This window comes from Glutamicibacter sp. 2E12 (assembly GCF_050030965.1).
Lineage (GTDB): Bacteria > Actinomycetota > Actinomycetes > Actinomycetales > Micrococcaceae > Glutamicibacter.
The window spans coordinates 3,415,364-3,440,052 of sequence record NZ_CP188297.1 but is presented as its reverse complement, the minus strand read 5'-3'; the positions used below and the strand labels follow the sequence as shown (position 1 = coordinate 3,440,052).

At 62.8% G+C, this 24,689-nt stretch carries 22 protein-coding genes; 3 read left to right on the top strand and 19 right to left on the bottom strand.

All coding sequences use genetic code 11. The features are described from left to right. The 11 genes from aroB to ACP3TE_RS16125 form a co-directional block, all read right to left on the bottom strand. Positions 1–1,092 carry a 3-dehydroquinate synthase gene (gene aroB / locus ACP3TE_RS16175; RefSeq protein ID WP_105661293.1) on the bottom strand — a complete coding sequence of 364 codons (1,092 nt, stop codon included), beginning with the start codon at positions 1,090–1,092 and terminating at the stop codon, positions 1–3. Between the two features lie 79 nt (positions 1,093–1,171). After that, positions 1,172–1,660: a shikimate kinase gene (locus ACP3TE_RS16170; protein ID WP_105661294.1), complete on the bottom strand. Its 489-nt coding sequence runs from the start codon at positions 1,658–1,660 to the stop codon at positions 1,172–1,174. A 13-nt stretch (positions 1,661–1,673) separates the two neighbouring features. Next, positions 1,674–2,873 carry a chorismate synthase gene (aroC, locus tag ACP3TE_RS16165; RefSeq protein WP_426734257.1) on the bottom strand — a complete coding sequence of 400 codons (1,200 nt, stop codon included), beginning with the start codon at positions 2,871–2,873 and terminating at the stop codon, positions 1,674–1,676. Positions 2,874–2,902: 29 nt separating this feature from the next. Continuing rightward, positions 2,903–3,742 (bottom strand): shikimate dehydrogenase family protein, encoded by an 840-nt coding sequence (locus tag ACP3TE_RS16160; protein WP_426734255.1) that lies wholly within the window; start codon positions 3,740–3,742, stop codon positions 2,903–2,905. Between the two features lie 73 nt (positions 3,743–3,815). Then, positions 3,816–5,267, bottom strand: a complete 1,452-nt coding sequence (mltG, locus tag ACP3TE_RS16155; protein ID WP_426734253.1) for an endolytic transglycosylase MltG — start codon at positions 5,265–5,267, stop codon at positions 3,816–3,818. Positions 5,268–5,312: 45 nt separating this feature from the next. Next, entirely contained in the window at positions 5,313–5,786 is a 474-nt protein-coding gene (ruvX, locus tag ACP3TE_RS16150; RefSeq protein ID WP_219844133.1) for a Holliday junction resolvase RuvX, read from the bottom strand. After that, positions 5,779–8,469 carry an alanine--tRNA ligase gene (gene alaS, locus ACP3TE_RS16145; protein WP_426734251.1) on the bottom strand — a complete coding sequence of 897 codons (2,691 nt, stop codon included), beginning with the start codon at positions 8,467–8,469 and terminating at the stop codon, positions 5,779–5,781. Before alaS ends, ruvX begins: the two co-directional genes overlap by 8 nt. Positions 8,470–8,488: 19 nt before the next feature. After that, complete coding sequence (locus tag ACP3TE_RS16140) at positions 8,489–8,698, bottom strand: hypothetical protein (protein WP_105658293.1); 210 nt, start codon at positions 8,696–8,698, stop codon at positions 8,489–8,491. Positions 8,699–8,778: 80 nt separating this feature from the next. Beyond that, complete coding sequence (locus ACP3TE_RS16135) at positions 8,779–9,150, bottom strand: DUF948 domain-containing protein (protein ID WP_105658292.1); 372 nt, start codon at positions 9,148–9,150, stop codon at positions 8,779–8,781. Between the two features lie 125 nt (positions 9,151–9,275). After that, positions 9,276–9,902: a 30S ribosomal protein S4 gene (rpsD, locus tag ACP3TE_RS16130; RefSeq protein WP_105658291.1), complete on the bottom strand. Its 627-nt coding sequence runs from the start codon at positions 9,900–9,902 to the stop codon at positions 9,276–9,278. Between the two features lie 184 nt (positions 9,903–10,086). Beyond that, entirely contained in the window at positions 10,087–11,493 is a 1,407-nt protein-coding gene (locus tag ACP3TE_RS16125) for a replication-associated recombination protein A (RefSeq protein ID WP_426734248.1), read from the bottom strand. A gap of 55 nt (positions 11,494–11,548) precedes the next feature. On the opposite strand from ACP3TE_RS16125, the gene dtd reads away from it, so the two are divergent. Then, positions 11,549–11,986 carry a D-aminoacyl-tRNA deacylase gene (gene dtd, locus ACP3TE_RS16120; protein ID WP_105658289.1) on the top strand — a complete coding sequence of 146 codons (438 nt, stop codon included), beginning with the start codon at positions 11,549–11,551 and terminating at the stop codon, positions 11,984–11,986. On the opposite strand, the gene ACP3TE_RS16115 is transcribed toward dtd, so the two are convergent. The 4 genes from ACP3TE_RS16115 to hisS form a co-directional block, all read right to left on the bottom strand. Continuing rightward, complete coding sequence (locus ACP3TE_RS16115; protein WP_105661361.1) at positions 11,983–12,312, bottom strand: PadR family transcriptional regulator; 330 nt, start codon at positions 12,310–12,312, stop codon at positions 11,983–11,985. The genes dtd and ACP3TE_RS16115 overlap by 4 nt on opposite strands. Then, positions 12,305–13,426 carry a hypothetical protein gene (locus ACP3TE_RS16110; RefSeq protein WP_146112899.1) on the bottom strand — a complete coding sequence of 374 codons (1,122 nt, stop codon included), beginning with the start codon at positions 13,424–13,426 and terminating at the stop codon, positions 12,305–12,307. Before ACP3TE_RS16110 ends, ACP3TE_RS16115 begins: the two co-directional genes overlap by 8 nt. A gap of 165 nt (positions 13,427–13,591) precedes the next feature. Next, positions 13,592–15,391 (bottom strand): aspartate--tRNA ligase, encoded by a 1,800-nt coding sequence (aspS, locus tag ACP3TE_RS16105; protein WP_105661363.1) that lies wholly within the window; start codon positions 15,389–15,391, stop codon positions 13,592–13,594. 89 nt (positions 15,392–15,480) lie between these two features. Further along, positions 15,481–16,803, bottom strand: a complete 1,323-nt coding sequence (hisS, locus tag ACP3TE_RS16100; protein ID WP_426734245.1) for a histidine--tRNA ligase — start codon at positions 16,801–16,803, stop codon at positions 15,481–15,483. Positions 16,804–16,946: 143 nt separating this feature from the next. Between hisS and ACP3TE_RS16095 the strand changes: the two genes are divergently transcribed. Beyond that, positions 16,947–18,305, top strand: a complete 1,359-nt coding sequence (locus tag ACP3TE_RS16095; protein ID WP_133833327.1) for a DUF349 domain-containing protein — start codon at positions 16,947–16,949, stop codon at positions 18,303–18,305. A 60-nt stretch (positions 18,306–18,365) separates the two neighbouring features. Beyond that, positions 18,366–18,989, top strand: a complete 624-nt coding sequence (locus ACP3TE_RS16090; protein WP_133833326.1) for a hypothetical protein — start codon at positions 18,366–18,368, stop codon at positions 18,987–18,989. 27 nt (positions 18,990–19,016) lie between these two features. Here ACP3TE_RS16090 and ACP3TE_RS16085 read toward each other — a convergent pair whose 3' ends face one another. From ACP3TE_RS16085 to yajC, 4 genes are all read right to left on the bottom strand, one after another. After that, entirely contained in the window at positions 19,017–21,284 is a 2,268-nt protein-coding gene (locus ACP3TE_RS16085) for a RelA/SpoT family protein (protein ID WP_105658282.1), read from the bottom strand. Between the two features lie 238 nt (positions 21,285–21,522). Then, complete coding sequence (gene secF / locus ACP3TE_RS16080; RefSeq protein WP_105658281.1) at positions 21,523–22,491, bottom strand: protein translocase subunit SecF; 969 nt, start codon at positions 22,489–22,491, stop codon at positions 21,523–21,525. Continuing rightward, positions 22,484–24,208, bottom strand: coding sequence for a protein translocase subunit SecD (gene secD, locus ACP3TE_RS16075; protein ID WP_426734242.1), 1,725 nt, complete (start codon positions 24,206–24,208; stop codon positions 22,484–22,486). Before secD ends, secF begins: the two co-directional genes overlap by 8 nt. A 60-nt stretch (positions 24,209–24,268) precedes the next feature. Beyond that, a complete protein-coding gene (yajC, locus tag ACP3TE_RS16070; protein ID WP_105661369.1) occupies positions 24,269–24,679 on the bottom strand; it encodes a preprotein translocase subunit YajC in 411 nt (136 codons plus the stop codon). Between the last annotated feature and the right edge of the window lie 10 nt (positions 24,680–24,689).

The window sequence follows — 24,689 nt, the reverse complement described above, 5'->3', positions numbered from 1 at the left end:
TTACTCCCCGATTTCCTGGTAGGCGGCGAAGAGCAGCGAGTTATCGGGGACTTCGTAGATGCGCGGCTTGCCGATTTCTTCCAGCACGACGAAGCGCAGCTGGCTGCCGCGGGCCTTCTTGTCGCGCTTCATGCCATCGAGCAGTGCAGCCCAGCGGTCATTGCGGTAGGTGGTCGGCAGGCCAAGGGACTTGAGGATCGCGACGTGGCGATCGGCCACCGCGTCGGAGGTGTACCCTACCGAGCGGCCCAATTCGGCGGCGAAGGCCAGCCCGATGGACACGGCGGCACCATGGCGCATCTGGTAGCGTTCGGACAGCTCGATGGCGTGGGCCAGGGTGTGGCCGTAGTTCAGGAATTCGCGGTCGCCGGCTTCCTTCAGGTCGCGGGAAACCACGTCGACCTTCACCGCGATGGTGCGCTCGACCAGTTCGCGCAAGCGGTCGCTGGCCGGGTCGATGGCATCGGCCGGATCTTCTTCGATCAGTTCCAGGATGCGCTCGTCGGCGATGAATCCGCACTTGACGATCTCGGCCATGCCGGTCACCAGCTCGTTCTTCGGCAAGGTGGCCAGCGCGTCCAGATCGGCGAGCACGCCTGCTGGCGGGTGGAAGGCGCCAACCAGGTTCTTGCCTTCGGCGGTGTTGATCCCGGTCTTGCCGCCTACGGCAGCGTCGACCATGGCCAGCAGCGAGGTAGGGATATGGATGACCTTCACGCCGCGCAGCCAGGTGGCTGCGACAAAACCAGCGACGTCGGTGACGGCGCCGCCGCCCACGGAGATCACGGCATCGGAACGGGTGAAATCGTTCTTGCCCAGCACTTCCCAGCAGAAGGAGGCGACTTGGATGTGCTTGCCCTCTTCGGCGTCCGGAATCTCTGCGGTCAATGCTTCCAGGCCGGACTTCGCCAGCTCGTCGCGCACGACGTCGCCGGTGGCGCGCAGGGCCCGCGGGTGGATGACCAGGACCTTCTTGACCGCGGGGCCAAGCAGTTCGGGCAAGTGGCCCAGCAGGCCGTTGCCGACCATGACAGGGTATGACTCCCCTGGGGTGCTTCCGGTGACCTTCAGAGTGGTCGGTGCGATAGGCATCAGTCTAGTTCCTCCTGATGGTGGTGATTTTTCTAGCGTACGCGTGCGTTCGGCCAGAAGTTGCATCTCGTGAGGCTAATCACAGCGCTTCCAGCTGCGGCAAAAGCTCGTCGATAATTTGCGGAACGGACTTTCCATCCACCAGAACGTGCACGTCAGCGAGCATTTCGTAGATGGGGCGGCGTTTTTCGTAAACGGAGATCCAGCTGTTGAGGGCTTGGTCACCAGCCAGCAGCGGGCGGTGCCCGTCGCCCTTGATGCGCTCGGCGGCGGCCTGTTCACCCAGCTCCAGGTAGATCACCGTCCCGCGCGAAAGCAGCTGCTGGTTCTCTTCGCGCAGCACTGCGCCTCCCCCGGTGGCGACCACGCCGGTACGCAGCCGGCACAGCGCCTGGACTTCCAGGTCGCGGAAATGCGCTTCGCCGTGCTCGGCGAAGATCTGCGCGATGGTTCCATGGTGGGCGACGATGGCCGCGTCCGAATCCGCAAAGCTCGTAGAAAGGGCCGTGGCCAGTGACTTGCCCACGGTGGACTTGCCACTGGCCATCGGACCAATGAGGTAGATCATTGAAGCGCGCTTCCTAGACGCCGGTCGAACCCAGGTTGCCCGGGATGTTCGCCAAGTAGGACTCGATATTGCGCTTGGTTTCGGCCACCGAGTCGCCGCCGAACTTCTCCAGCAGGGACTGGGCGAGCACCAGGGCGACCATTGCTTCTGCCACGACGCCGGCTGCCGGCACCGCACAGACATCCGAACGCTGGTGGTGCGCGGTGGTGTCCTCGCCGGTGGCGGTGTCCACGGTGCGCAGGGCGCGGGGCACGGTGGCGATCGGCTTCATGCCGGCGCGCACGCGCAGCACCTCGCCGATGCTCATGCCGCCCTCGATGCCGCCGGCGCGGTTCGAGTCGCGCTTGATGCTGCCGTCTTCGGCGTGCACGATCTCGTCGTGGGCGGCCGAGCCGCGACGGGCGGCCGTGGCGAAGCCGTCGCCGACCTCCACGCCCTTGATTGCCTGGATGCCCATCAGGGCCGCGGCCAGGCGTGCGTCCAGGCGGCGGTCCCAGTGCACGTAGGAGCCGATGCCCGGAGGCAGGTTGTAGGCCAGGACCTCGACGACGCCGCCCAGGGTCTCCCCTGCCTTGTGCGCGTCATCGACTTCGGCGACCATCGCCTCGCTGGTTTCCTGGTGGAAGCAGCGCAGCGGGTCGTTATCCAGCGCCGCAACGTCGGCGGCCGTGGGAAGCGGCGCATCGGCTGGGGCAGCCACGGAGCCGACGGCGGTGGTGTGCGAAACGAGCTGGATGCCCAAGTCGTTCAGGAAACGGGAAGCCACGGTGCCCAAGGCGACACGGGCCGCGGTCTCGCGGGCGCTGGCGCGCTCCAGGATCGGGCGGGCGTCCTCGAAGCCGTACTTCTGCATGCCGGTGAAATCGGCGTGCCCCGGACGCGGCCGGGTCAGTGGCGCATTGCGCGCCATCGAAGCCAGTTCATCCAGGTCCACCGGATCCGCGTTCATCACGCGTTCCCACTTGGGCCATTCGGTATTGCCGATTTCAATGGCTACCGGGCCGCCCTGGGTCTTGCCATGGCGGACACCGCCAAGGAAGGTGACCTGGTCCTTTTCAAACTTCATGCGCGCGCCGCGGCCATAGCCGAGGCGTCGGCGCGCCAGTGCCTCTCGCACTGCTTCGCTATCCACCGATACTCCGGCGGGTAGTCCTTCGAGAATTCCAACAAGTGCCGGGCCATGCGATTCGCCCGCGGTCAACCAACGCAACATGTCATCTATTTTGCCATGGCACGAACTGATTACTGGTGTCGGGCCAGACCCAAAGAGTCATACATCGCATTTGTGACGTCCATGCGACGCGATTCCTCCCATGCACCGGCGCTGAAGAGCCGCACTTGTTCCACCGCCTGGTGCACCAGCATATGCAGCCCGCTGATCACGGTTCCCTGCCAGGCCTGGGCCAAGGCCGAAGGCCACGGATCGTAGGCGACATCCAGCAGGATTCCGGTGCCTGCGCCGATCGCCGGCACCCAGTCATCGGCCGCGTGCGGCGGCAGGGTGGAGAAGACCAGCGGAATCTCGTTGAGCGTGGCGGCCAGCTCCTGGCCGATGCCCGAAATCTCGTGGACGGACGTTTCCATCCCGAGCTCGCGGGCCAATTCGACGGCGCGGGTGGCACGGGAGGCTGCGCGCACCACCAGCGTCAGCTGCCGGGCGCCGACTTCTGCGGCGGCCTCGATGGCGGCCAGCGCGGTGTTGCCCGAACCCAGGACCATCGCTTGCGCGCTGCGGGCGAGCCCGAAATCCACCAGGGCCTGGACCAGGCCGTCGATGTCGGTGTTTTCCCCGTAGAGGGTGCCGTCTTCGCGGACCACCACGGTGTTCAGCGCACCAAGGCGTTGCACGCGGGCGGACAGCTCATCCATCTGCGGCACGAACGCATCCTTCAGCGGCATGGTGACCGAGCAGCCCGCCCAGTTTCCTGCGCGCAGCTCGGCCGCGTGCCCGGCAGCATCCCCCGGTTCCAGATCGATCGCGCTGTAGCTGATCGGCACGCCGAGCAGCTGGTAGGCGGCGCGGTGCAGCACCGGCGACTTGGAGTGGCTGATGGGGTGGCCGAGAACGGCTGCCTGCTTCATGGCTTCATGGACTTTCTGCTTGTGGCTGCCCGCACAGCGGCAGCAGTGCGGCTGGCAAGCACGGGAATCCGCGCTAGCAGACTCCTGGATTCTGGTTGCACCAGGCGCGGAATTCTGCCTGGTTCTGCCGGTGCTCAGCGTAGGTCGAGGCGAATTTGGTTTCACCGGTTTCGATGTTGACCGTCACCCAGTAGTAGTAGCCGTTGCTTTCCGGATGGGCAGCAGCCTCGATCGCGGAATTCGCCGGCGAGCCCAAGGGGGTTGGCGGCAGGCCGGTGTGCACATAGGTGTTGTACTTGTTCGACGCGTCCTGCTTCTCCTGGGCGCTGAACTGCAGCGAGTAGCGGTCCAGCCCGTAGATCACCGAGGAGTCGACCTGCAGCAGCCCGTGGGTTTCGCGGTTGCCCGGGTCCAGGCGGTTCTCGATCGCGCCGGCGACCGTGGCGTAGTCCGGGGTGCGTGCCTCGGCCTGCAGGATCGAGGCGACCTTCAGGGTGCGGTAGCCCTCTTCGAGGTCGGTGATACCGGCCTGCTCCAGGGAAGCCTTGGTGGCCTTGACCAGTTCGCCCAGGACTTCTTCGGCGTCGGCGTTCAGCGGGAAGCGGTACTCCCCCGGGTGCAGCCAGCCTTCGAGGCTCGGCACCGAGGCAGGCAGGCCGAATTGCTGCGGCTTCTTGGCCAGCTCCTGCAGATCCTTTTCCGCCAGGCCCGAGCCCTTGGCAATCTCCTTGATCGCCGCGTCCAGGCGCATATTGGCCTTCAGCCCGATGTAGAAGACCTTGTCCGGACGCTGGTTCACGAGGATATCTGCCGCGTCGGCCGCTGGCATCTGCTTCTTGAGCAGGTAGGTACCGGGGTGGATCAGCTTGCTCTGCGCTTCGGAGTCCGCGACGGCGTCGGTGAACAGGCCGTCGCTGGAGACGACATCGAGCTCCTCGAGCTTGCGCGAAATGATCTTCAAGCCCCAGCCATCTTCCACGGTGAATTCCACCGCGGCGCCGCCTGGGCCTGGATAGTCGTCCGGGTTGAACTGCTTGAGCACGGACTTGACGAAGTAGACCGAGCCGGCGACCACCAGTGCGAAGATCAGCGCGGTGGCCAGCATGACCAGGTTGCGCTTACGCTTGGTGCGCTTGCGCCGCTGGGCCTTGCCGGCGGCGGCCTGGGCAGTTTGGTCATCGTGGGGATCGCTGCTGAGCACCGCGGCCTGCTGCGCGGCGTCGGCCTCGTGCGGGTAGTGCTCCTGGGCGGCATCCTCGTGCCCGGCAAATGCTGGCGCATCGGAGGCGGCGGCTGCCTGGGCGGGGAGGAACCTGGTGTCGGTTCCTCCCCCGTCCGGAGCTTCCTGGTCTGCGGGCTCCTGCCAGCTGTCCTCGGCCGCCGCCAGCGATTGGCGGTAATGCCCGGTGCCGGTCAGTTCCGGTTCTGAGGGTTGTTCGATCGGCAAGCCAGTGCCGGCGGCAAAGCGTTCGTATAGCGCGCGATGCGTTTCGCGTTGCCGTTCATGGCGGGCTTCTTCTCGCATCAACTCTCATCTCTCGGGTCTTTGTGGTGCCCTAGCGGTTGTGGGCTAGCGCAGCACAATCCGGCTGGCTTGTACGCGCACATTGTTGCGTCGCATTTCCAGCACTTGCTGCAAGATCTCAGTGGCCGCGACCTGGTCGACCACCTTGCGGTGATCTTCCATCTTCTTGCCCGAGGCGTGCAACGAGCGATGCGCGTTCACGGTGCTCAGGCGTTCGTCGACCATGAAAACCTCAAGCTCGATATTAGCGCTTGCAGCTTCCTGGGCCAAGGCAATCGCGTAGTCACGTGCCATTTTAGTGGATTCGGTCGCGTTGCCAGCCAGTGATTTCGGCTCCCCGATGAATACCTCGGTGACGCCGCGATCGGCAATGATGCGCAGAAGCATCCGCAGATCCGAGTTCTTCTTCGCATCCCGGCGCAGGGTCATCACCGGAGTGGCGAGGATTCCGGAGGGATCAGATGCGGCGACGCCGACGCGGGCCAGGCCCACGTCGACGCCGAGAGCGGCATTAGCCATTGGCCAGTGCCGCCTGGATTGCAGCCAGTGCGTCATCGATCTTCGATGCGTCCTGGCCACCGCCCTGTGCCATATCGTCCTTGCCGCCGCCTCCGCCGCCGAGCACGCCGGTAGCGGTGCGCACCAGCGCGCCGGCCTTGAAGCCGTTGGCGCGGGCCTCGTCGTTGGTTACAGCCAGCACCAGCGGGCGGCCGTTGGCCACGCCGATCAGCACGATGACTGCGGCTTCGGAACCCAGCTTGGCGCGCAGGTCCAGTGCCATGGTGCGCAGGGCGTCAGCCGAGTCGATCTGCCCGGCGTTGTGGGCCAGCAGTCGGGTGCTGCCGATGGTGGCGACCTTCTGCAGCAGCGCTGCGGACTGGGCCAGCATGGCCTGGCTCTTGAGCTCGGCGATCTGCTTCTCGGCGGCCTTCAGCTTGGCAACGGTGTCGTTGACGCGCTCGGACACCTGGCTGGATGGAACGCGGAACAGGCCCGAGAGCTCGGAAACCAGGGCGCGCTCGGCGGCTCCGTGGCGGAAGGCTTCCATGCCGACCAGGGCCTCGACGCGGCGATTGCCCGAACCGACCGAAGCCTCCGAGAGCAAGGTCAGCTGGCCGATGCGCGCGGTGGTGTCCACGTGGGTACCGCCGCACAGCTCGCGCGACCAGTCGCCGTTCATCTCGACCACGCGCACGTCGTTGGAGTACTTCTCCCCGAACAGGCTCATGGCGCCCAGCTTCTTCGCCTCGGACAGCGCCATCTCATTGGTGACGACCTGGTAGTTCGAGGCGATGGCCAGGTTCACTACCTCCTCGACTTCGCTGCGTGCCCCGGCGGAGAGCGCCTCGGCCCAGGAGAAGTCGAAGCGCAGGTAGCCGGCCTTGTTGAAGGAACCGGCCTGGGTGGCCGTTGGGCCAAGCAGTTCGCGCAGCGCGGCGTGCACCAGGTGGGTGGCGGAGTGCGCCTGCTCGCCGGAGCGGCGGCGCACCGCGTCGACCTGGGTGCGCACCAGTGCCTCGGCTGGCAATTCGCCTTCGCGCACGATGACCTTGTGCACGTTCAGGCCCTTGACCGGGGCCTGCACGTCGGTGACTTCCAGCACGAAGCCGTCGCCGGTGATCAGGCCGCTGTCGCCCGCCTGGCCGCCGGACTCGGCATAGAACGGGGTTTCGTTGAGCACCAGGTCGATTTCCTGGCCCTGCTCGGCGAATGGCACAACCTGGCCATCGCGGATGATGCCGCGGATGGAGGATTCGCCTTCGAGGGTGTCATAGCCGGTGAAGTGCACGTTGCCGGCCTCGGCCAGCTGGGTGTACACCGACAGGTCGGCGTGGCCGGCCTTCTTGGCCTTGGCGTCCTTCTGGGCGCGGGTGCGCTGCTCGTTCATCAGTTCGCGGAAACGCGACTCGTCTACGGACAGGCCTGCTTCGGCGGCGATCTCCAAGGTGAGGTCGATCGGGAAGCCGAAGGTGTCGTGCAGGGTGAAGGCGTCATCGCCGGAGAGGTTCTTGCCTTCCTCCTTGGCGTGGCCCAGTGCCTCGTCCAGGCGGGTGGTGCCCGAAGCGATGGTGCGGCGGAAAGCGCGCTCTTCGGCGTAGGCGATGCGGGCAATGCGCTCGAAATCGGCCTCCACCTCGGGGTAGACGCCCTTCATGGCGTCGCGCGATACCGGGAGCAGCTCGGGGAGCACCTCGGTGTCCACGCCCATCAGGCGCATTGCGCGCACAGCGCGGCGGATCAGCCGGCGCAGCACATAGCCGCGGCCTTCATTGCCCGGGGTGACCTGGTCGGAGATCAGCATCAGCGAGGAGCGGATGTGGTCAGCGATCATGCGCAGGCGCACGTCGGTGGCGTGGTTCGGGTCGGCTGGATCCTCGGTGGAGGTGTAGGTGACGCCGGCAAGCTCGGCGGCCTTGTCGAGCACCGGACGGACCTGGTCGGTCTCGTACATGTTCTCGACGCCCTGCAGGATCATGGCTAGTCGTTCCAGGCCCAGGCCGGTATCGATGTTGCGCTTGGGCAGTTCGCCGGCCACATCGAAGTCGGTCTTGGAACGTACCGCGGAGAGTCGGTACTGCATGAACACGAGGTTCCAGATTTCCACGTAGCGGGTCTCGTCGACCGCTGGGCCGCCCTCGACACCGTAGGCGGGGCCGCGGTCGTAGTAGATCTCGGAGCATGGACCGCCGGGGCCGGGCTGGCCGGTATTCCAGTAGTTGTCTTCCTTGCCGGTGCCTACAACGCGCTCGGTAGGCACGCCGATCTCTTCTTCCCAGATGCGGCGGGCTTCAAGATCCTTCTCGTCTCCGTCTTCGTAGACGGTGACCCACAGGCGTTCCTTGTCCAGGCCGTAGCCTCCGTCTTCGACGGAGCTGGTCAGCAGCTCCCAGGCGAAGTGGATGGCTTCGTTCTTGAAGTAGTCGCCGAAGGAGAAGTTGCCGCACATCTGGAAGAAGGTGCCGTGACGCGCGGTCTTGCCCACTTCTTCGATATCGCCGGTGCGGATGCACTTCTGCACGGAGGTCGCACGGGAGTACGGGGGTTCTTCGCGCGCGGTGAGGTAAGGGATGAACGGGACCATGCCGGCCACCGTGAACAACAGCGAAGGGTCGGCCGAGACCAGCGAGGCACTAGGTACCGCCGTATGGCCCTTCGAGACGAAAAAGTCGATCCAACGACGGGCAATTTCCTGCGTTTTCATCGTGTTACGGATGATCCCTTCACTTAGCGGCGTCCACGCCCAAGGCGGAACGTAATTCTTCTTCGCGGGAGCTCATTCCTTGGCGGAAGGCTTCCCAATATTCCGAGGCGCGGTCGGTGTACTTGCCGACCTGGCGGTTTAGCGCCGCCCCGGATGAAACTTCAGCGTATTTCTTGGACGCGAGCACGCCAACGCCCACTCCAATCGAAACCCACAAGAGCTTTTTCATTCTAGTCTCCTTGGCGGCCACCAGTTGGCCGTATCCTATTCAGCGCGCCGATACGTGTTCGATCAAACAGCGTTGCTTGCTTAGCGGCTGCGGCGAGCCTTGCCGCTTGGCTTGGTGTTCATCGCGACCTTCACGCCTTCGGTGAACGCGGCAACCTTGATCAGCGGTTTGCCAACGGTGGCTGCTACCAGCGAGGACAGCGCGGACACATTGGCGGTGGTGTCAGAAACGTTGCTGGTGATGGCATCGACCTTCTTGAGCTGGTCGTTGGTGGTCGCCACGGTGTTGGCGACTTCGCCGATCAGCGGAGTGGTTCCGTCGGCCAGGTCCTTGATCGATTTGCGCAGCTCGTCGAACACCTTGCCCAACTTCATGATCGGCACTGCCAGCAGCACAACTAGTACAACAAACGCGCCGGCGGCGATGAGCCCTGCAATATCCGAACCCGACATGTGCTTCCTCTTCTGCTTTGGGTTTTTGGTGCCAGTCCACCTTATCGAAGTCAGAGCCCAGATAGGTAGTTAAGCGACAAGCCCGCAACCGTTTCCGGTTGCGGGCTTGGAACTAGCGCACGGATTTAGCGTGCGTAGTACTCGACCACGAGGTTCTCTTCGCAGGTCACTGGGATTTCGGTGCGCTCTGGGGTGCGCACGAAGGTAGCCTGGAGGGCTTCCAGCTTTACGTCCAGGTAAGCAGGAGCGGCTGGCAGCACCTTCGAGTGCTCACCTGCTGCAGCCATCTGGAATGGAACCATCTTCTCGCTCTTCTCGTGTACGTGGATCAGCTGACCCGGCTGTACCTTGAAGGACGGACGGTCTACACGCTGGCCGTTGACCAGGATGTGGCGGTGAACAACCATCTGGCGGGCCTGCTGGATGGTGCGGGCGAAGCCTGCACGCAGAACCAGGGCATCCAGACGGGACTCGAGCAGAGCCAGCAGGTTACCGCCGGTTTCGCCGCCGAGGCGCTTAGCTTCCTTGAAGGCGCTCAGCATCTGAGCTTCGCGGATGCCGTACTGGGCACGCAAACGCTGCTTTTCGCGCAGACGTACTGCGTAGTCGCTGTCCTGCTTCTTACGGGCGCGGCCGTGCTGGCCTGGACCGTATGGACGGCGCTCCATGTACTTTTCAGCTTTTGGAGTCAATGCAAGGCCGAGCGCACGCGAAAGGCGTACGGTGCGGCGGGCACGGGCGTTAGCCATAATGTGTCCCTTTCGATTAGCGACGGTATCTACTGGCCTCCAGGTGGGAGAGTGTGTGGGCGTCGCGTCCCTGCTTCACTTCAACCCTGCCTCCACGCTCGATGACTCGAATGCGGGACAAGGCTTGCCAGCCAAAGATCAAGTTTACACGAAACGGCAGCAGCTTTCGCTGAGGCCTAGCGCACAATCAGCGCTTGCCCTTGGAGCGCTGCGGATCCTTGCCCCGGATGATTTCACGCAAACGGGACAGGCGGGACCCTATGGTTTTTTCCGCACCGTTATTGGTCGGCGTGTAGTAGTCGGTGCCCACCAGATCATCGGGCAGGTACTGCTGGGTTGCGATGGAGTGCGGAGCATCATGGGCGTAGATGTAGCCCACGCCATGGCCCAGCTGCTTGGCGCCGGGATAGTGCGCGTCACGCAGGTGGTCGGGAACCAGCGAACCCTTGCCTTCGGATACGTCGGCCAGGGCGGCGTTGATCGCATTGTATGAAGCGTTGGACTTCGGGGCCGTAGCCAGATGAACCGTTGCCTGCCCGAGCATGATCCGTGCTTCCGGCATGCCGGTGAGCTGCACCGATTGAGCGGCTGCTACGGCAACGGGAAGTGCGGTGGGATCGGCCATGCCGATATCCTCCGAGGCCGAGATCATCAGGCGGCGGGCAATGAAGCGGGGGTCCTCCCCCGCAGAGAGCATGCGCGCCAGGTAATGCAGGGCCGCGTCCACATCAGAGCCACGAATGGACTTGATGAACGCGGAGATGATGTCGTAGTGCTGGTCGCCATCCTTGTCGTAGCGCTGGACCGCCTGGTCCATGGCCAGCTGCACATGGTCGTCCGTAATCAGCACCGGTGGATCGATGCAGGCGCCCGCGGCGTTCCAAGCCACCGCTCCGGCTGCTTCCAGCACGGTCAGCGAGCGTCGGGCATCGCCCTGGGCCAGGCGGACAATGGCGTCGCGCTGCTCCTCCTTGAGGAGCACCTGGCCGTCGAAACCCCGCTCGTCGGCCACAGCGCGCTCGAGCAAGGTGGACAGGTCGCCGTCGGTCAGCGGACGCAAGGTCAGCAGCAACGAGCGCGAAAGCAGCGGCGAGATCACCGAGAAGGAGGGATTTTCCGTCGTCGCAGCTACCAGGACGACGACACGGTTTTCCACGCCGGGCAGCAGTGCGTCCTGCTGGGCTTTGTTGAAGCGGTGGATCTCGTCGAGGAAGAGCACGGTGGTAATCCCGCGCAGATCGCGGTCATCCTTGGCCTGTTCGATGACTCGCCGGACATCTTTGACACCGGCGGTGATGGCCGAAAGTTCCACGAATTTGCGGTCGGTGGCGCGGGCGATCACGTGGGCGATGGTGGTTTTGCCAATTCCCGGAGGGCCATAGAGGATCACACTGGCAGGTCCAGCCAACCCGGTTTCAGGGTTTTCGGCCAGCTGCCGCAAGGGTGAACCCGGGCCTAGCAGGTGTTGTTGGCCGACGAGCTCATCCAAGGTCTTCGGGCGCATGCGCACCGCCAGTGGCGGACGGGGCCGGTTGACTTGGGGCTCACGCGCATCGCGTGGCTCATCGGACAGGGAATCGAACAAATCGCTCACCCCCTAAGCCTACCGATATTCTGGAAGCCCCACCGTCTTTTGAAAGGTCCGCCATATGCGCGCTGTCGTCCAGGTCGCTTCCACCGCCCATGTTGAGGTTGAAGGGCAGATTACCGGCCAGCTCGACTCCCCCGGTTTGGTGATCCTACTTGGGGTGACCCATGAGGATGATCAGGCGATCGCACGCAAGGTGGCCGAAAAGATCTGGCAGCTGCGGATCATGGAGGATGAAACCTCCGCAGCCGGGGTGAATGCACCACTGCTAGTGATCAGCCAGTTCACCCTGTACGGTTCGGTGCGCAAGGGCCGCCGCCCATCCTGGTCCAATGCGGCACCCGGTCCTATCAGCGAACCGTTGTACGACTACTTCGTGGAGCACCTGCGCGAATTGGGTGCGAGCGTTCAGACCGGTGTATTTGGCGCGATGATGAATGTCTCGCTAACGAATACCGGACCGTTCACGATGATCGTAGACTCGGCAGACCTCCCCTAGCGGCCGGTGCTCTGTACCAGTTGGGTCAGTTGGTCGAAGCTGGCTCGTTGCTCGGCTAGTTCCACCCGTCCGGTGGCGGAGAGTTCGTAGACCTTTCGCCCCGGGCCACCTTGGCCTTCTTCCCAGCGGGTTTCAACAAAACCCGAGGCCTCGAGTTTGGCCAATGCGGGGTAGAGCGTGGCTCCCTTGATCGGCCCGAAACCGCGTTCCTGCAGGGATTTCGCCAGTGCATAACCGTGGGCCTGGCCAGCCGAGAGTTCGGCGAGTAAGAGCATCGGCAACATGGCGCGTTGCCAGCTACCCGGAAAGCCTTCGGGCTTAGTCATCGTCGCGCTCCTGCAGTGCCCGGGCATTGGCTGCTCGTTCCTTGAGCTTCTCTTGGACGTAGGCCTTGCGGTCAGCCGGACGCAGCTCGTAAACGCTCACCGCGGCAAACACCAGCACTGCGACCCCAAAGAAAATATCCCCGCCATTTCGCGCTGGATCCATCAGGCCAGCGACCGCGCCGACCGCGAATAAAGCGACTACGGTCAAGGTGGCCATGCGGCGTAGAAGCCAACGACGCTTGAGCGCCTTTTCGGTGTTCACTGCCAGCCCAATCACGAATTCATTGGGCGTTCCGAATTCAAGGTTTGGGTCAGCTTTTTCGCCTCGGGTCGCCGCATCATCGAGATGTTCTCGCGCAGTACTCAGCGACTCGTTGGCTTCCTTGTGACTCATGCCGTAGCGTCCGCGCAGCAGTCTGGTGGTTTCCGCGAACCACTCGTCGGTGCCGAGAAGGATTTGTTGCCCGCCAGCGGCTTTCTGCGCTTTATAGGCAGGCATCAGATAGAAGCAAGCAACCACCAGCCCTGCGCCAAGAATTGGAGCTAACCAATTTGGCAGGGGCAGCAGATTATTGCTTCCTCCTATCTGCACGATTAGAGCGGCAGCTCCAACCGACACGAGGATACCTACCGGTCCCAGTATCCAGGACAGGCCGAATTTCCCCTTCAATCGGTTAAACCACCACAGGTATCCCGATAGTGCGATCCCTGCCCCGGCAGTTAGAGCAGAAAGCTGCCAGTAGTGCCACGAACTCGAGGTCCACCCATCGCGGAACCCGATCCAGATTCCAAATCCAGTGCACAGCAGGCCAACAAGCATCCCAACAACCGCCAATAGCGCAGTACTTGATTCGACGGGAAGTTCCGCGTCCGCGCGCTGCTCTGGCGTCAATAGACATTGAGCCCGCGTCGCACCATATTCGCCCGAATGGCCAAAGAGTTCCTCGGCCCGCTGCCCGCTATCGCGAACCATGCTCAGGGTGCGGTCCAGTTCGAGCGCCACCTGCGCATTGGTGAGGTCGTTCCACACCATTGAAGCGAAAAAGGTTTTAGCCCATTCCTGGTCCGCTTCTGGGTAACGTTCGATGATATCGTGTGGTTCTTCTGCTGGCACGTATCGCTCCAAAGTGGTCGTGAGAACTGGTTCTGCAAACTAAGTCAAAAACAAACCTAGTATTAAAAATACTCATAGTCCACCAAAAGAGCTAATTCCAGGTTAAAAAGAAGCCGGATGGAACGCATTCAAGCGTTCCATCCGGCGTTACGAAGCTGCGTGAACCTACTTGGCTTCGGCCTTGGCTTCGGTCTCTTCGGCCTTCTTCTTCTCAGGCTTGAAGTCGATGCCGGCTTCCTTGCGCTGCTGCGGGGTGATTGGCGCAGGAGCCGCGGTCAGCGGATCGAAACCGCCACCGGTCTTCGGGAAGGCGATCACGTCGCGGATGGACTCCGAGTTGGTCAGCAGCTGCAGCACGCGGTCCCAACCCAGGGCGATGCCGCCATGCGGTGGGGCGCCGTACTTGAAGCCCTCGAGCAGGAAGCCGAACTGGGTGTCAGCCTGCTCCTGGGTTACGCCCATGAGCTTGAAGACGCGTTCCTGGACGTCGCGCTGGTGGATACGGATCGAACCGCCGCCGATTTCGTTGCCGTTGCAGACAATGTCGTAGGCGTAGGACAGGGCCGATGCAGGATCAGTGTCGAAGGTGTCCATGAACTCCGGCTTGGGGCTGGTGAACGCGTGGTGCACAGCGGTCCAAGCGCCAGCGCCCACGGCCACGTCACCCGAGGCGACAGCGTCGGAGGCAGCTTCGAACATCGGTGCGTCGACGATCCAGACGAAGGCCCAGTCGCCTTCCTTGATCAGGCCGGTGCGGTGGCCGATCTCGACACGGACCGAACCGAGCAGTGCACGGGATTCGTTCTTCTTGCCGGCGGAGAAGAAGATGCAGTCTCCGGCGGCTGCGCCGGTAGCTGCGGCCAGTCCGGCCTTCTCTTCCTCGGACAGGTTCTTGGCCACTGGGCCAGCCAGCTCGCCATCTTCCTTGATCAGCACGTAGGCAAGTCCCTTGGCACCGCGCTGCTTGGCGAATTCCTGCCAGGCATCCAGGGTGCGGCGCGGTTGCGATGCGCCGCCAGGCATGACCACGGCGCCGACGTACTCGGACTGGAAGACCTTGAAGGAGGTGTTCGCGAAGTACTCGGTCATTTCGGTCAGTTCCAGGCCGAAGCGCAGATCCGGCTTGTCCGAACCGTACTTGGCCATGGCCTCCGAGTACGCCATGCGGCGGATCGGGGTCGGGACCTGCACGTCGATCAGGTTCCACAGTTCGGTGACCAACTTTTCGCCGAGCTCGATGATGTCATCTTCCTCGACGAACGATGCTTCGATGTCCAGCTGGGTGAACTCCGGCTGGCGGTCCGCGCGGAAGTCCTCATCGCGGTAGCAGCGGGCGATCTGGTAGTACTTCTCGAAGCCGCCGACCTGTAGCAGCTGCTTGAACAGCTGCGGGGACTGGGGCAAGGCGTACCAGCTGCCCGGGGTCAGGCGGGCCGGCACGACGAAGTCGCGGGCGCCTTCCGGGGTGGAGCGGGTCAGCGTCGGGGTTTCGATCTCGATGTAGCCCTGGTCGTGCAGCAGGTTGCGTGCCACGCGGTTGGCCTCGGAGCGCAGGCGGATGTTGCGGGCCGGGGTCGGGCGGCGCAGGTCCAGGTAGCGGTGGCGCAGGCGGGCTTCCTCGCCGACCTCGACGTGCTCGTCGACCTGGAATGGCAGCGGGGCCGCGGTGTTCAGCACGGTCACGGTCTCAGCGATGACCTCGATCTGCCCGGTAGGCAGATTCGGGTTCTCGTTGCCCTCCGGGCGGCGTTCGACGGTGCCGAGAATCTGCAGCACGAACTCATTGCGCAGCGGATGGAAGTCCTCTTCATCGCGCACGACGACCTGGGCCACGCCCGAAGCATCACGCAAATCCAGGAAGGCGACACCACCGTGGTCGCGGCGACGCGCGACCCAACCGGTGAGTGTGACCTGCTGTCCAATGTGCTCGGCGTTCAAGACGCCCAGCTGATGAGTGCGTAGCACTACGATCCTTTCGGTCGGTTGGGAAAGTTTCTTCCCATGAAGTTTAGTGCACCGTGATTGGTGCGCGGGCGGGCGATGGAGCCCGAGAACTAGCTGATGGCGATCTTCAGGTCCGCTTCGGCCGGCATCCAGGTGGACGGATCCGCGGCGACCTGCTCGCCGGAACGGATGTCCTTGACCTCGTGGGCGCCATCGGCATGGGTGAACCAGACGAACGGAATCCCGCGTCGATCAGCGAATTTGATCTGCTTGCCGAACTTCTCCGCGCTGGCTGCTACCTCGCAGGCGATGCCGCGCTCGCGCAGCTGCGAGGCTACATCCTGCGCTTCGTGCCAGGACTCGTCGTTGGCCAAGGTGACATATACCACCGAAGGCACCGAACGGCTTGCGGTCACGGACTCTTCTGCAAGGATGCGCGAGACCAGGCGGGTGACGCCGATGGACAAGCCCACACCCGGGTAGTTCTTCTTGCCCTTGGAAGCCAGCGATTCGTAGCGCCCGCCCGAGCAGATCGAACCCAGGGATTCGTGGCCCACCAGCACGGTTTCGTACACGGTGCCGGTGTAGTAGTCCAGCCCGCGGGCGATGGACAAATCGGCCATGACCTTGCCCGGTGCGCGCTTGGATGCGGCATCGATGACCTGCGAGAGCTCATCCAAGCCGGTATCCAGCAGTTCGTGGCTGACGCCCAGTGCGCGGACCTGCTCCACGAAGGACGTGTCCATGGTGCGGATCTTGGCCAGGGCCAGGGCGGCGGAGGCCTGCTGCGCGGTGGCGCCGACTTCTTCGACCAGGATCTTGGCGACGGCATCATCGCCGATCTTTTCCAGCTTGTCGATGGCGCGCAGGACTGCATCCGGATCTTCCAGGCCCAGGCCGCGGTAGAAGCCCTCGGCCAGCTTGCGGTTATTCACCCGCAGGCGGAAATCACCGATCGGCAGGGCGGAGAGCGCGTCGGCAATGGTCAGCGCCAGCTCCACGTCGTAGCTGAAGGGCAACGTGCCATCGCCCACGACATCGATGTCGGCCTGGGTGAATTCGCGGAAGCGGCCATCCTGCGGGCGTTCGCCACGCCAGACCTTCTGCATCTGGTAGCGGCGGAAGGGGAAGGCCAGGTGGCCTGCATTCTCCACCACGTAGCGTGCGAAAGGCACGGTGAGGTCGAAGTGCAGGGCCAACGCGTTGGGATCGTTCTTCTCATCCTCCGCGGCCAGCCGTGACAGTCCGTAGACTTCCTTGTCGATTTCGCCCTTGCGCAGAAGTTGCGCTCGGGTTTCCACCGCACGGGTCTCGATGTTGGCGAATCCATGCAGTTCGAAGACGTGGCGCAAGGTATCGAGCACATGCTGTTCAACTGCCCGTTCGGCGGGAAGCCATTCCGGGAAACCTGATAGTGAGGCCTTGCGTGCCATGAAACTCCTTAGTGCAAATTGGGCTACCTACCCATCTTATAGCCCGAAACCCGAGAAACCTGTGCACGTCGGCTTACTAAGAAGCGGAGGTCACAGGTAGAGTTGGCTAAAGCAAGTGCTCGTAAAGTGAAAGAGTTTCAGCGGTGACCACCAGTCAGCAATCCGACGACAGCCAGAAGACCCCATTGCCACAGGCCCAGAAGCCTGCCGCAAAGCCGGTTGTAGCGCCAAGCGTCGCACATACCACTCCCCTCGACGAAGCGGCAAAGTTCGCCCGTGTGACCGAGGACGGCCACGTCTTCGTGATCATTGACGGCGCCGAATTCCCAGTGGGCCAATACCCCGACGCAACCCAGGACGAAGCCCTGGGCTACTTCGTGCGCAAATACGACGACGCGCTCTCGCAGCTGATGCTCCTGGAGCAGCGCGTCGTTGCCAAGGCCCCGGCCGGCGAGCTCAGCAAGGCTGTGCAGGCGCTCTCGGCCACCGTTGCCGAACGCCATATGGTCGGCGACATCCCGGCGCTGGAAACGCGCCTCGAGAATGCCCGCGTAGCCGTCGAGGCATTGACCAGCGAACAGCGCAAGGCCAACGACGAAGCTCGCGCGGAACAGCTCGCTGCCCGCGAAGCCATCGTCGAACAGGCTGAAGAGCTGGCCGGCAAGCGCCCGGAGCAGATCCAGTGGAAGACCGCTTCGGCGGCGATGAACGAGCTGTTCGACGCCTGGAAGGGTTCGCAGCGTTCCTCGGTGCGCCTGCCACGGTCCACCGAAGATGCGCTGTGGAAGCGATTCCGCTCCGCCCGCACCACCTTCGACCGCCATCGCCGGGCCTACTTCTCGCAGCTGGATTCGACCAACGCGGCCGCCAAGGAAGTGAAGGAAGAGCTGATCGCTCGCGCCGAGGTGCTGCAGGGGTCCACCGACTGGACCGCTACCGCCGCCGAGTACCGCAAGCTCATGGACGAGTGGAAGAAGTCGCGCCGTGCCTCGCGCAAGGACGACGACCAGCTCTGGAGCCGCTTCCGCGCCGCCCAGGATGTCTTCTTCCAGGCCCGCGCCGCGGCCAACGCCAAGATCGATGAAGAGTACTCCCAGAACCTCGTGGTGAAGGAAGCCCTGCTGGAAGAAGCGCGCGCGCTGCTTCCCATCAAGGATCTGGCTGTTGCCAAGAACAAGCTGGATTCGATCCGCACCCGTTGGGAAGCTGCCGGCAAGGTGCCGCGCAACGACCTGCAGCGCATTGAATCGGCCCTGCGCCAGGTCGAGGACGCGGTCAAGGGTGCCGAGGACGAGCAGTGGCGCCGATCCAACCCGGAGACCAAGGCCCGCTCCAACTCGATGCTCTCGCAGCTGCAGGACACCATCTCCGCCTTGGAAGATGATCTGGCAGCAGCACAGGCCAAGGGCAACGCCAAGCAGATCGCGACAGCCCAGGAAGCCCTGGATGCACGCCGCATGTGGCTGAGCACCTTGGAGAAGTCGGCTGCCGACTTCCAGTAAGTAATCCACAGATCGCTTGCACACCGCCAACGCGGCGGCGCGAACTGGTTCAGTAGCTCTATGGAAACGAGAAATTCCCCAGCTACCGGACCTCGCGCCGCCGCGTTGCGCATTCCCGGGGACCTGTGGATCGCTGGTGAGATGTTCACCCGCAACGAGCTGCACGCCATGGCCCACAACGGCCTGCTGATCGAGGTCCTCGGTGATTATTTTTTGCCCAGCAGCATCCGAGTCAACGCGTCGGTGCGGGCACGGATTGCAGGTTTCGCCTGTGGCCGCGAGCTGGCCCGCGATGCGGTGCTAGCTCGCCAAACTGCAGCCTGGATCCATGGGCTCTTGCCGTCAGTGTCCACATTGTGCATCTACACCAAGAGCTACCATCGGCCGTTCTACCCCGGGCACGGGCTGAGGGCGGAATTCGCCCAAATGCAGGTGCCGGATACGGACATGGTGTTCCGCAGCCGCATCAGGGTGGCCACCGCATTGCGCAGCGCCTGCGACTGCGCGAAATACGATCCATTGCCCATTGCCAGCCGCGTTCTGGGCACAGTCGCGGCGCTGGCAGATCCCTACCTGACTTTGGACGCCATCAAACAAGCCCTGGCATCGGAGGTTCCCTCACCCGAGCGCTCCCGGGCCCTGCGCCTGGTCCAGTCCTTCTCCGATACGGCGCAAGCGGCCTAGGCTGCCGCCGCGGGGTGCACCGCGCTATTAGCGGCGGGACCCTGCGGTGGTGCGGTAGACATCGTAGACGCCATCGATGCGGCGTACTTGGTTCAGCACGTGGCTCAGGAACTTGGGATCGCCCATTTCGAAGGAGAAACGGGAAATTGCCACACGGTCCTTGCTTGTCTGCACACTGGCCGAAAGGATGTTCAAGTGGCTTTCGGAAAGGATCCGGGTGACGTCGGAGAGCAGCGACTTGCGGTCCAATGCTTCGACCTGGATCTCCACCAGGAACACGCCATGGTGCTTGGTGGCCCACGTGACATTGACCAGTCGATCCGGCTGCTCGGCGAGCTGCGTCAGATTCAGGCAGTCGGTGCGGTGCACCGAGACTCCGGCGCCACGGGTTACGAAACCCTGGATTTCATCTGGCGGCACCGGAGTGCAGCAACGCGCCAGCTTCACCAGCACATCCCCCAGGCCCTCGACGATCACGCCGGCGTCGTTGCCCGTAGCCGGGCTGGGAGCCATTGGGCGGACTACCGCTTCCTCATCGACCTGTTCGGCTTCTGGAGGGCCAATCAGGGCCGTTAAATGCTCAATGACGTTCTGTGCACTGGTATGGCCGTCGCCCACGGACTGGTACAGGGCCGAAATGTCCGTGTGGTGCAGTTCGTTGGCTACCGCCGTGAGCAGGTCGTGAGTCATCAATTTCTGCAATGGCAGCTGGTTGCGACGCAGTTCCTTGGTCAGCAGCTCCTTGCCCTTTTCGATGGCCTCCTCGCGGCGTTCCTTGGAGAAGTAACCGCGGATCTTTGCCTTGGCACGAGGCGAGCGGACAAAGTTCTGCCAATCCTGGGATGGGCCAGCGCCTTCGGCCTTCGAGGTGAAGACCTCCACCACATCGCCCTGCTTGAGCTCGGTATGCAGTGGGACGAGCTTGCCATTGACGCGGGAGCCGATGGTGCGGTGGCCGACGTCGGTGTGGATCGAGTAGGCGAAATCCACCGGTGTGGCACCAACCGGCAAGGACATGATGTCGCCCTTGGGGGTGAACACATAGACTTCAGCGGAGCTGATCGTGTAGCGAAGGCCGTCCAGGAACTCCTCGGAGTCGGCGGTATCCGCCTGCCACTCCATCAAGGAACGCAGCCAATCCATATTCTGTTCCGGCGAAAGCATGGAGTTATCGGTCTGCCCATGCTTGTACTGGAAGTGCGCTGCTACGCCGTATTCGGCGCGTACGTGCATATCGTGGGTGCGGATCTGGATCTCTACCGGCTTGCCTTCAGGACCCATCACCGTGGTGTGCAGCGACTGGTAGAGGTTCAGCTTCGGGATCGCAATATAGTCCTTGAAGCGGTTAGGCAGTGGATTCCACTCCGCATGCACGACGCCCAGGGCGCCGTAGCAGTCCTTGACGGTATCCACCAGGATGCGCACGCCCATGAGGTCATGGATATCGTCGAAGTCCTTGCCGCGCACGATCATCTTCTGGTAGATCGAGTAGTAGTGCTTGGGCCGGCCGGACACCGAGGCATGGATGGCGACATCGCCGAGATCGCCCGAAAGGGTCTGGCGGATCGAGGAGAGGTACTTTTCACGTTCCGGAGTGCGATCGCCCACCATGCGGACGATCTCCTGGTAGACCTTCGGGTGCAAGGCAGCGAAGGACAGGTCCTCCAGCTCCCACTTGACGGTGTTCATGCCCAGACGGTGTGCCAGCGGTGCGAAGATCTCCAGGGTTTCCTTCGCCTTGCGCGAGGAAGATTCCGGGGATACGTAGCGCCAGGTACGGGCATTGTGCAGGCGGTCGGCCAGCTTGATCAGCAGCACGCGGATGTCGCGGGACATGGCCACGACCATTTTGCGCACGGTCTCTGCCGGGGCCGCATCGCCATAGGTGACCTTGTCCAGCTTGGTCACGCCATCGACCAGCATGGCGATTTCCTCGGAGAATTCCTTCTTAACCGACTCCAGGGAGTAATCGGTGTCTTCAACGGTGTCGTGCAGCAAGGCGGCGGCAAGAATCGAGCCGGTCATCCCCATCTCCGCCAGGATCGTGGCGACGGCGACCGGGTGCGTTATGTACGGGTCGCCGCTCTTGCGCTTCTGGCCTTCATGGTACTTTTCGGCGACCTCGTAGGCGTGGACCAGCAGGTCCAGATCCGCCTTCGGATGCTTGGACTTGACCGTGCGCAATAGCGGTTCAAGGGTCGGCGATGTGCTCGGGGTGCTCCCCCGGCCAGCAAAGCGCACCAAACGAGAGATAGAGCGTCGTTTCGAATTGTTCAGGTTAGGCGTATTCGCCATGCCCCGCTCCTTCCCGTTGCCGTTGGATTCTTTCCCGAGCCTGCGTGAAGCCCGACGGAATCCAACGGTAGTTCCGGGCCACCAGATCACTGGTAGCCGTGCACTGAAAAAACACCTTCTTTAGTTCAAACGTTATAGCACGTTCGGGCGGTGACAACTAATTACGCATCTTCCCGCTTAAGCGAATTGGTGCCCCCAGCAAATGCTGGGAGCACCAAATTCAGATCTTCGGATCGGTTTAGGCAGCAGCCATCTTCTTATCGTGCGCTACCACGTCGTCGTCCTTGTGGCGGAGCCAATGGAACATTGGCGCCTGCACGAACAAGGTCGACAGGGCCGAGACGATGATACCGACGAACAGCGCCAAGGACAGGTCCTTGAGCGTACCGGCACCCAGCAGGTAGGAACCGATGAATAGGATCGCGGCCACTGGAAGCACGGCAACGACCGAGGTGTTGATCGAGCGAACCAGGGTCTGGTTCACAGCGAGGTTCACCAGCTGCTCGAAGGTGCGCTTGGACTGCTGGGTGTAGTCCTTGGTGTTTTCGCGGACCTTGTCGAAAACCACCACGGTGTCATACAGCGAGTAGCTCAGAATGGTCAGGAAGCCGATGATCGCGCTGGGCGTGATTTCGAAACCGGACAGCGAGTAGATGCCCGCAGTCACGATCACCACGGTAATCAGTCCGACGATCGCTGCCAGCGACATCTTCCAGGTTCGGAAGTAGGCAGCCATCAGCAAGCCCACCAGGACCACGAAGACTACCAAGCCAACCAGTGCCTGGCGCGAAACGTCTTCACCCCAGGTTGGGCCGATGAAGTTACTGGTAACTTCATCGCTGGAGACGCCGTAGTTCTCCGCGAGCTGGCCGGCGATGGCCAAGGTCTGGTCATCGCTCAAACGCTCAGTCTGCACGCGCATGGTGCCCGGAGCAATGTTGGTGACCGTTGCCTCGGAACCCGAAGCCACCGAGCTAACAGTTTTTTCACCAATCGAGATATCAGTGTTCTGCACATCCGAAACGGTGAATTCAGAACCACCGCGGAAGTCGATGCCCAGGTTGAAGCCGCCCTTGACCACTGGAAGCAGGATCGACAGCATCACCAGAATACCGGCGATCAGGAACCACAACCGGTACTTGGAGGTGAACGGGTAGGAACGCTTGCCGGTGTAGAGCTCGTTGCCCCAAGTGACTAGCTTATTCATTGTTCTCCTCCTGGGCCTTGGCCTGCGTGCTGGCTGGCTGTTCGGCCTGTGCACGGCGACGCTCGGCAATGGTCATGCGCTTGGCGGCCTCAGCCGAGGCCTTCGCATTCTTCTTGCCGCGGTTTGCCACAACGTTTTCATCGAAGCGGCGAACCTTGCCTGCACCTTGGTACAGCGGCTTGACGCCAAGCAACGATGGATCCATGCCCGAGAGCGGGTGGCCGTTGGCGAAGAACTTGGTGCGTGCCAGCAGGACCAAGGTTGGATGGGTCAGTCCGTACACGACCACGAGGTCAACGATTGCGGTCAGGCCCAAGGTGAAGGCGAAGCCTCGCACGTTGCCCACGGCAACGATGTAGAGCACTACTGCAGCCAACACGTTCACGGCCTTGGAGGCCAGAATGGTGCGCTTGGCACGCTTCCAGCCGATATCCACGGCGCTTGCCAATGGCCGTCCTTCGCGCAGCTCATCTCGAACACGCTCGAAGTACACGATGAACGAGTCCGCGATCAGGCCGATCGCCACGATCAAGCCAGCCACGCCCGCCAGCGACAGGCGGTAGTTCATGCCCCAGCCAAGCAGGACCAGGCAGAGGTAGGTCAGCACACCGGCGACGAGCAGCGAAGCGATGGTCACCAAGCCCAGGGCGCGGTACTGGAACAGCGAGTAGATGAATACCAGGACCAGGCCGATAACACCGGCAATGAGGCCCGCGGTCAGCTGGTCAGCACCCAGCGTTGCAGAAACCTGGCGCTCTGACTGGATGTCGAAGCTGATTGGCAGTGCGCCGTACTTCAGCTGCTCGGCCAGCGCCTGCGAGGTGTCCTGGGTGAAGCCACCGGAAATCTGCGGACGGCCATCGGAGATCACGGCATTGGTGGTTGGCGCCGAGATGGTTTCGCCATCAAGCACGATCGCGAACTGGTTCTGCGAACCCTGCAGGGCAATCAGACGCTGCGTGGTGTCGGCGAAGATCTTGGTGCCTTCGGCATTGAACTCGATCACGACAACCCATTCGCCGGTGACCGAACCATTGACGCCGCGAGCGAGCTGCGCGTATGCGTCCTTGATCTTGTCGCCGGAGATTTCCTGTGGGCCAAGGATGTACTTGACGCCCATGTCCGTATCGCAGGAGATCATTGGCTTGGCTGGGTCCGCAGCGTCCCCGCCGCGGTCCTTGAGCTCGGTTTCGCAGTCGTAGCCTTCAAACTCCTGGAAGAGCTCTGCGGTGATCCAGTTGGTGTCCGATGGGTTCTCTGGCTTGCCCTCAGGCTTTGGCAGGTCTTCCTTGGGAGTGCGATCTTCCTCAGGGGTGGCTGCGTAGCCGCCGGTGATCAGCACCGGGCGGAACTCCATGTTGGCCGAAGCCTGGATCAAATCGCGAGTGGTCTGGTCCGGGGTGCCCGGCATCGAGACCACAACGTTGCGACCGGACTGGGTGGTGATTTCCGATTCGGTTACACCGGAACCGTCCACACGCTGGCGGATGATCTCCACCGCTTGGTCCAGCTGCTCTTGGTTGATCGCTTCGTCGCCCTGGACCCGAGGGGCCAGGATCATCTCGGTGCCGCCTTCGAGGTCGAGGGCGAGCTTCGGTCCCCATCCGGTTTTACCGTTCGCCGCACCACCCACCAACACGCCGGCTGCGATGATGAAGACGATCAGCAACCACAGCAACGCTTTGCGCGCCTGCTTAACAGGTCTGATTGATGACATCTATTGTGCTTTCTCGTTTGAGTGGCTTGGCCTTCAGGCCACCGCTATGCTGCCCGGGACTTAGGCGTTGCGCTCGTCCTTGCCCTCATCGTTCAGGCGACGCAGGGACTCTTCCGGGGTTTCGGTGGTGCTGGTGGATTCTGCTGCGCCGTCGGCCACGGCCGGGGTTGCTGCATCCTTGTCCAGGAAGGTGGCAATGGCCTGACGGTGCAGGTTCAGCACTACGCCCGGTGCGACCTCGACCTGGACGCGATCCTCTGCGTCAACGCCGACGACGGTGCCGAAGATACCCGAGTTGGTCATCACTTTGGCGCCTGGCACGGTGTTGTTCTTCAGCTTCTCCTGCTGGGCGGACTGCTTCTTGCGGCCACGGAACATCATGAAGATCAGCACTGCGAACAGCGCGACCATCAGGATCAGCGAAGGGTTGAAGCCGCCACCAGCGGCCTGAGCGATTACGAGGGGATTCACGTATTTACCT

What these genes read in the sequence shown, in the direction of transcription:
- aroB (WP_105661293.1), bottom strand. Translation starts at nt 1,092, where the DNA reads ATGCCTATCGCACCGACCACTCTGAAGGTCACCGGAAGCACCCCAGGG.
- ACP3TE_RS16170 (WP_105661294.1), bottom strand. Translation starts at nt 1,660, where the DNA reads ATGATCTACCTCATTGGTCCGATGGCCAGTGGCAAGTCCACCGTGGGC.
- aroC (WP_426734257.1), bottom strand. Translation starts at nt 2,873, where the DNA reads ATGTTGCGTTGGTTGACCGCGGGCGAATCGCATGGCCCGGCACTTGTT.
- ACP3TE_RS16160 (WP_426734255.1), bottom strand. Translation starts at nt 3,742, where the DNA reads ATGAAGCAGGCAGCCGTTCTCGGCCACCCCATCAGCCACTCCAAGTCG.
- mltG (WP_426734253.1), bottom strand. Translation starts at nt 5,267, where the DNA reads ATGCGAGAAGAAGCCCGCCATGAACGGCAACGCGAAACGCATCGCGCG.
- ruvX (WP_219844133.1), bottom strand. Translation starts at nt 5,786, where the DNA reads ATGGCTAATGCCGCTCTCGGCGTCGACGTGGGCCTGGCCCGCGTCGGC.
- alaS (WP_426734251.1), bottom strand. Translation starts at nt 8,469, where the DNA reads ATGAAAACGCAGGAAATTGCCCGTCGTTGGATCGACTTTTTCGTCTCG.
- ACP3TE_RS16140 (WP_105658293.1), bottom strand. Translation starts at nt 8,698, where the DNA reads ATGAAAAAGCTCTTGTGGGTTTCGATTGGAGTGGGCGTTGGCGTGCTC.
- ACP3TE_RS16135 (WP_105658292.1), bottom strand. Translation starts at nt 9,150, where the DNA reads ATGTCGGGTTCGGATATTGCAGGGCTCATCGCCGCCGGCGCGTTTGTT.
- dtd (WP_105658289.1), top strand. Translation starts at nt 11,549, where the DNA reads ATGCGCGCTGTCGTCCAGGTCGCTTCCACCGCCCATGTTGAGGTTGAA.
- ACP3TE_RS16115 (WP_105661361.1), bottom strand. Translation starts at nt 12,312, where the DNA reads ATGACTAAGCCCGAAGGCTTTCCGGGTAGCTGGCAACGCGCCATGTTG.
- hisS (WP_426734245.1), bottom strand. Translation starts at nt 16,803, where the DNA reads ATGGCACGCAAGGCCTCACTATCAGGTTTCCCGGAATGGCTTCCCGCC.
- ACP3TE_RS16090 (WP_133833326.1), top strand. Translation starts at nt 18,366, where the DNA reads ATGGAAACGAGAAATTCCCCAGCTACCGGACCTCGCGCCGCCGCGTTG.
- ACP3TE_RS16085 (WP_105658282.1), bottom strand. Translation starts at nt 21,284, where the DNA reads ATGGCGAATACGCCTAACCTGAACAATTCGAAACGACGCTCTATCTCT.
- secF (WP_105658281.1), bottom strand. Translation starts at nt 22,491, where the DNA reads ATGAATAAGCTAGTCACTTGGGGCAACGAGCTCTACACCGGCAAGCGT.
- secD (WP_426734242.1), bottom strand. Translation starts at nt 24,208, where the DNA reads ATGTCATCAATCAGACCTGTTAAGCAGGCGCGCAAAGCGTTGCTGTGG.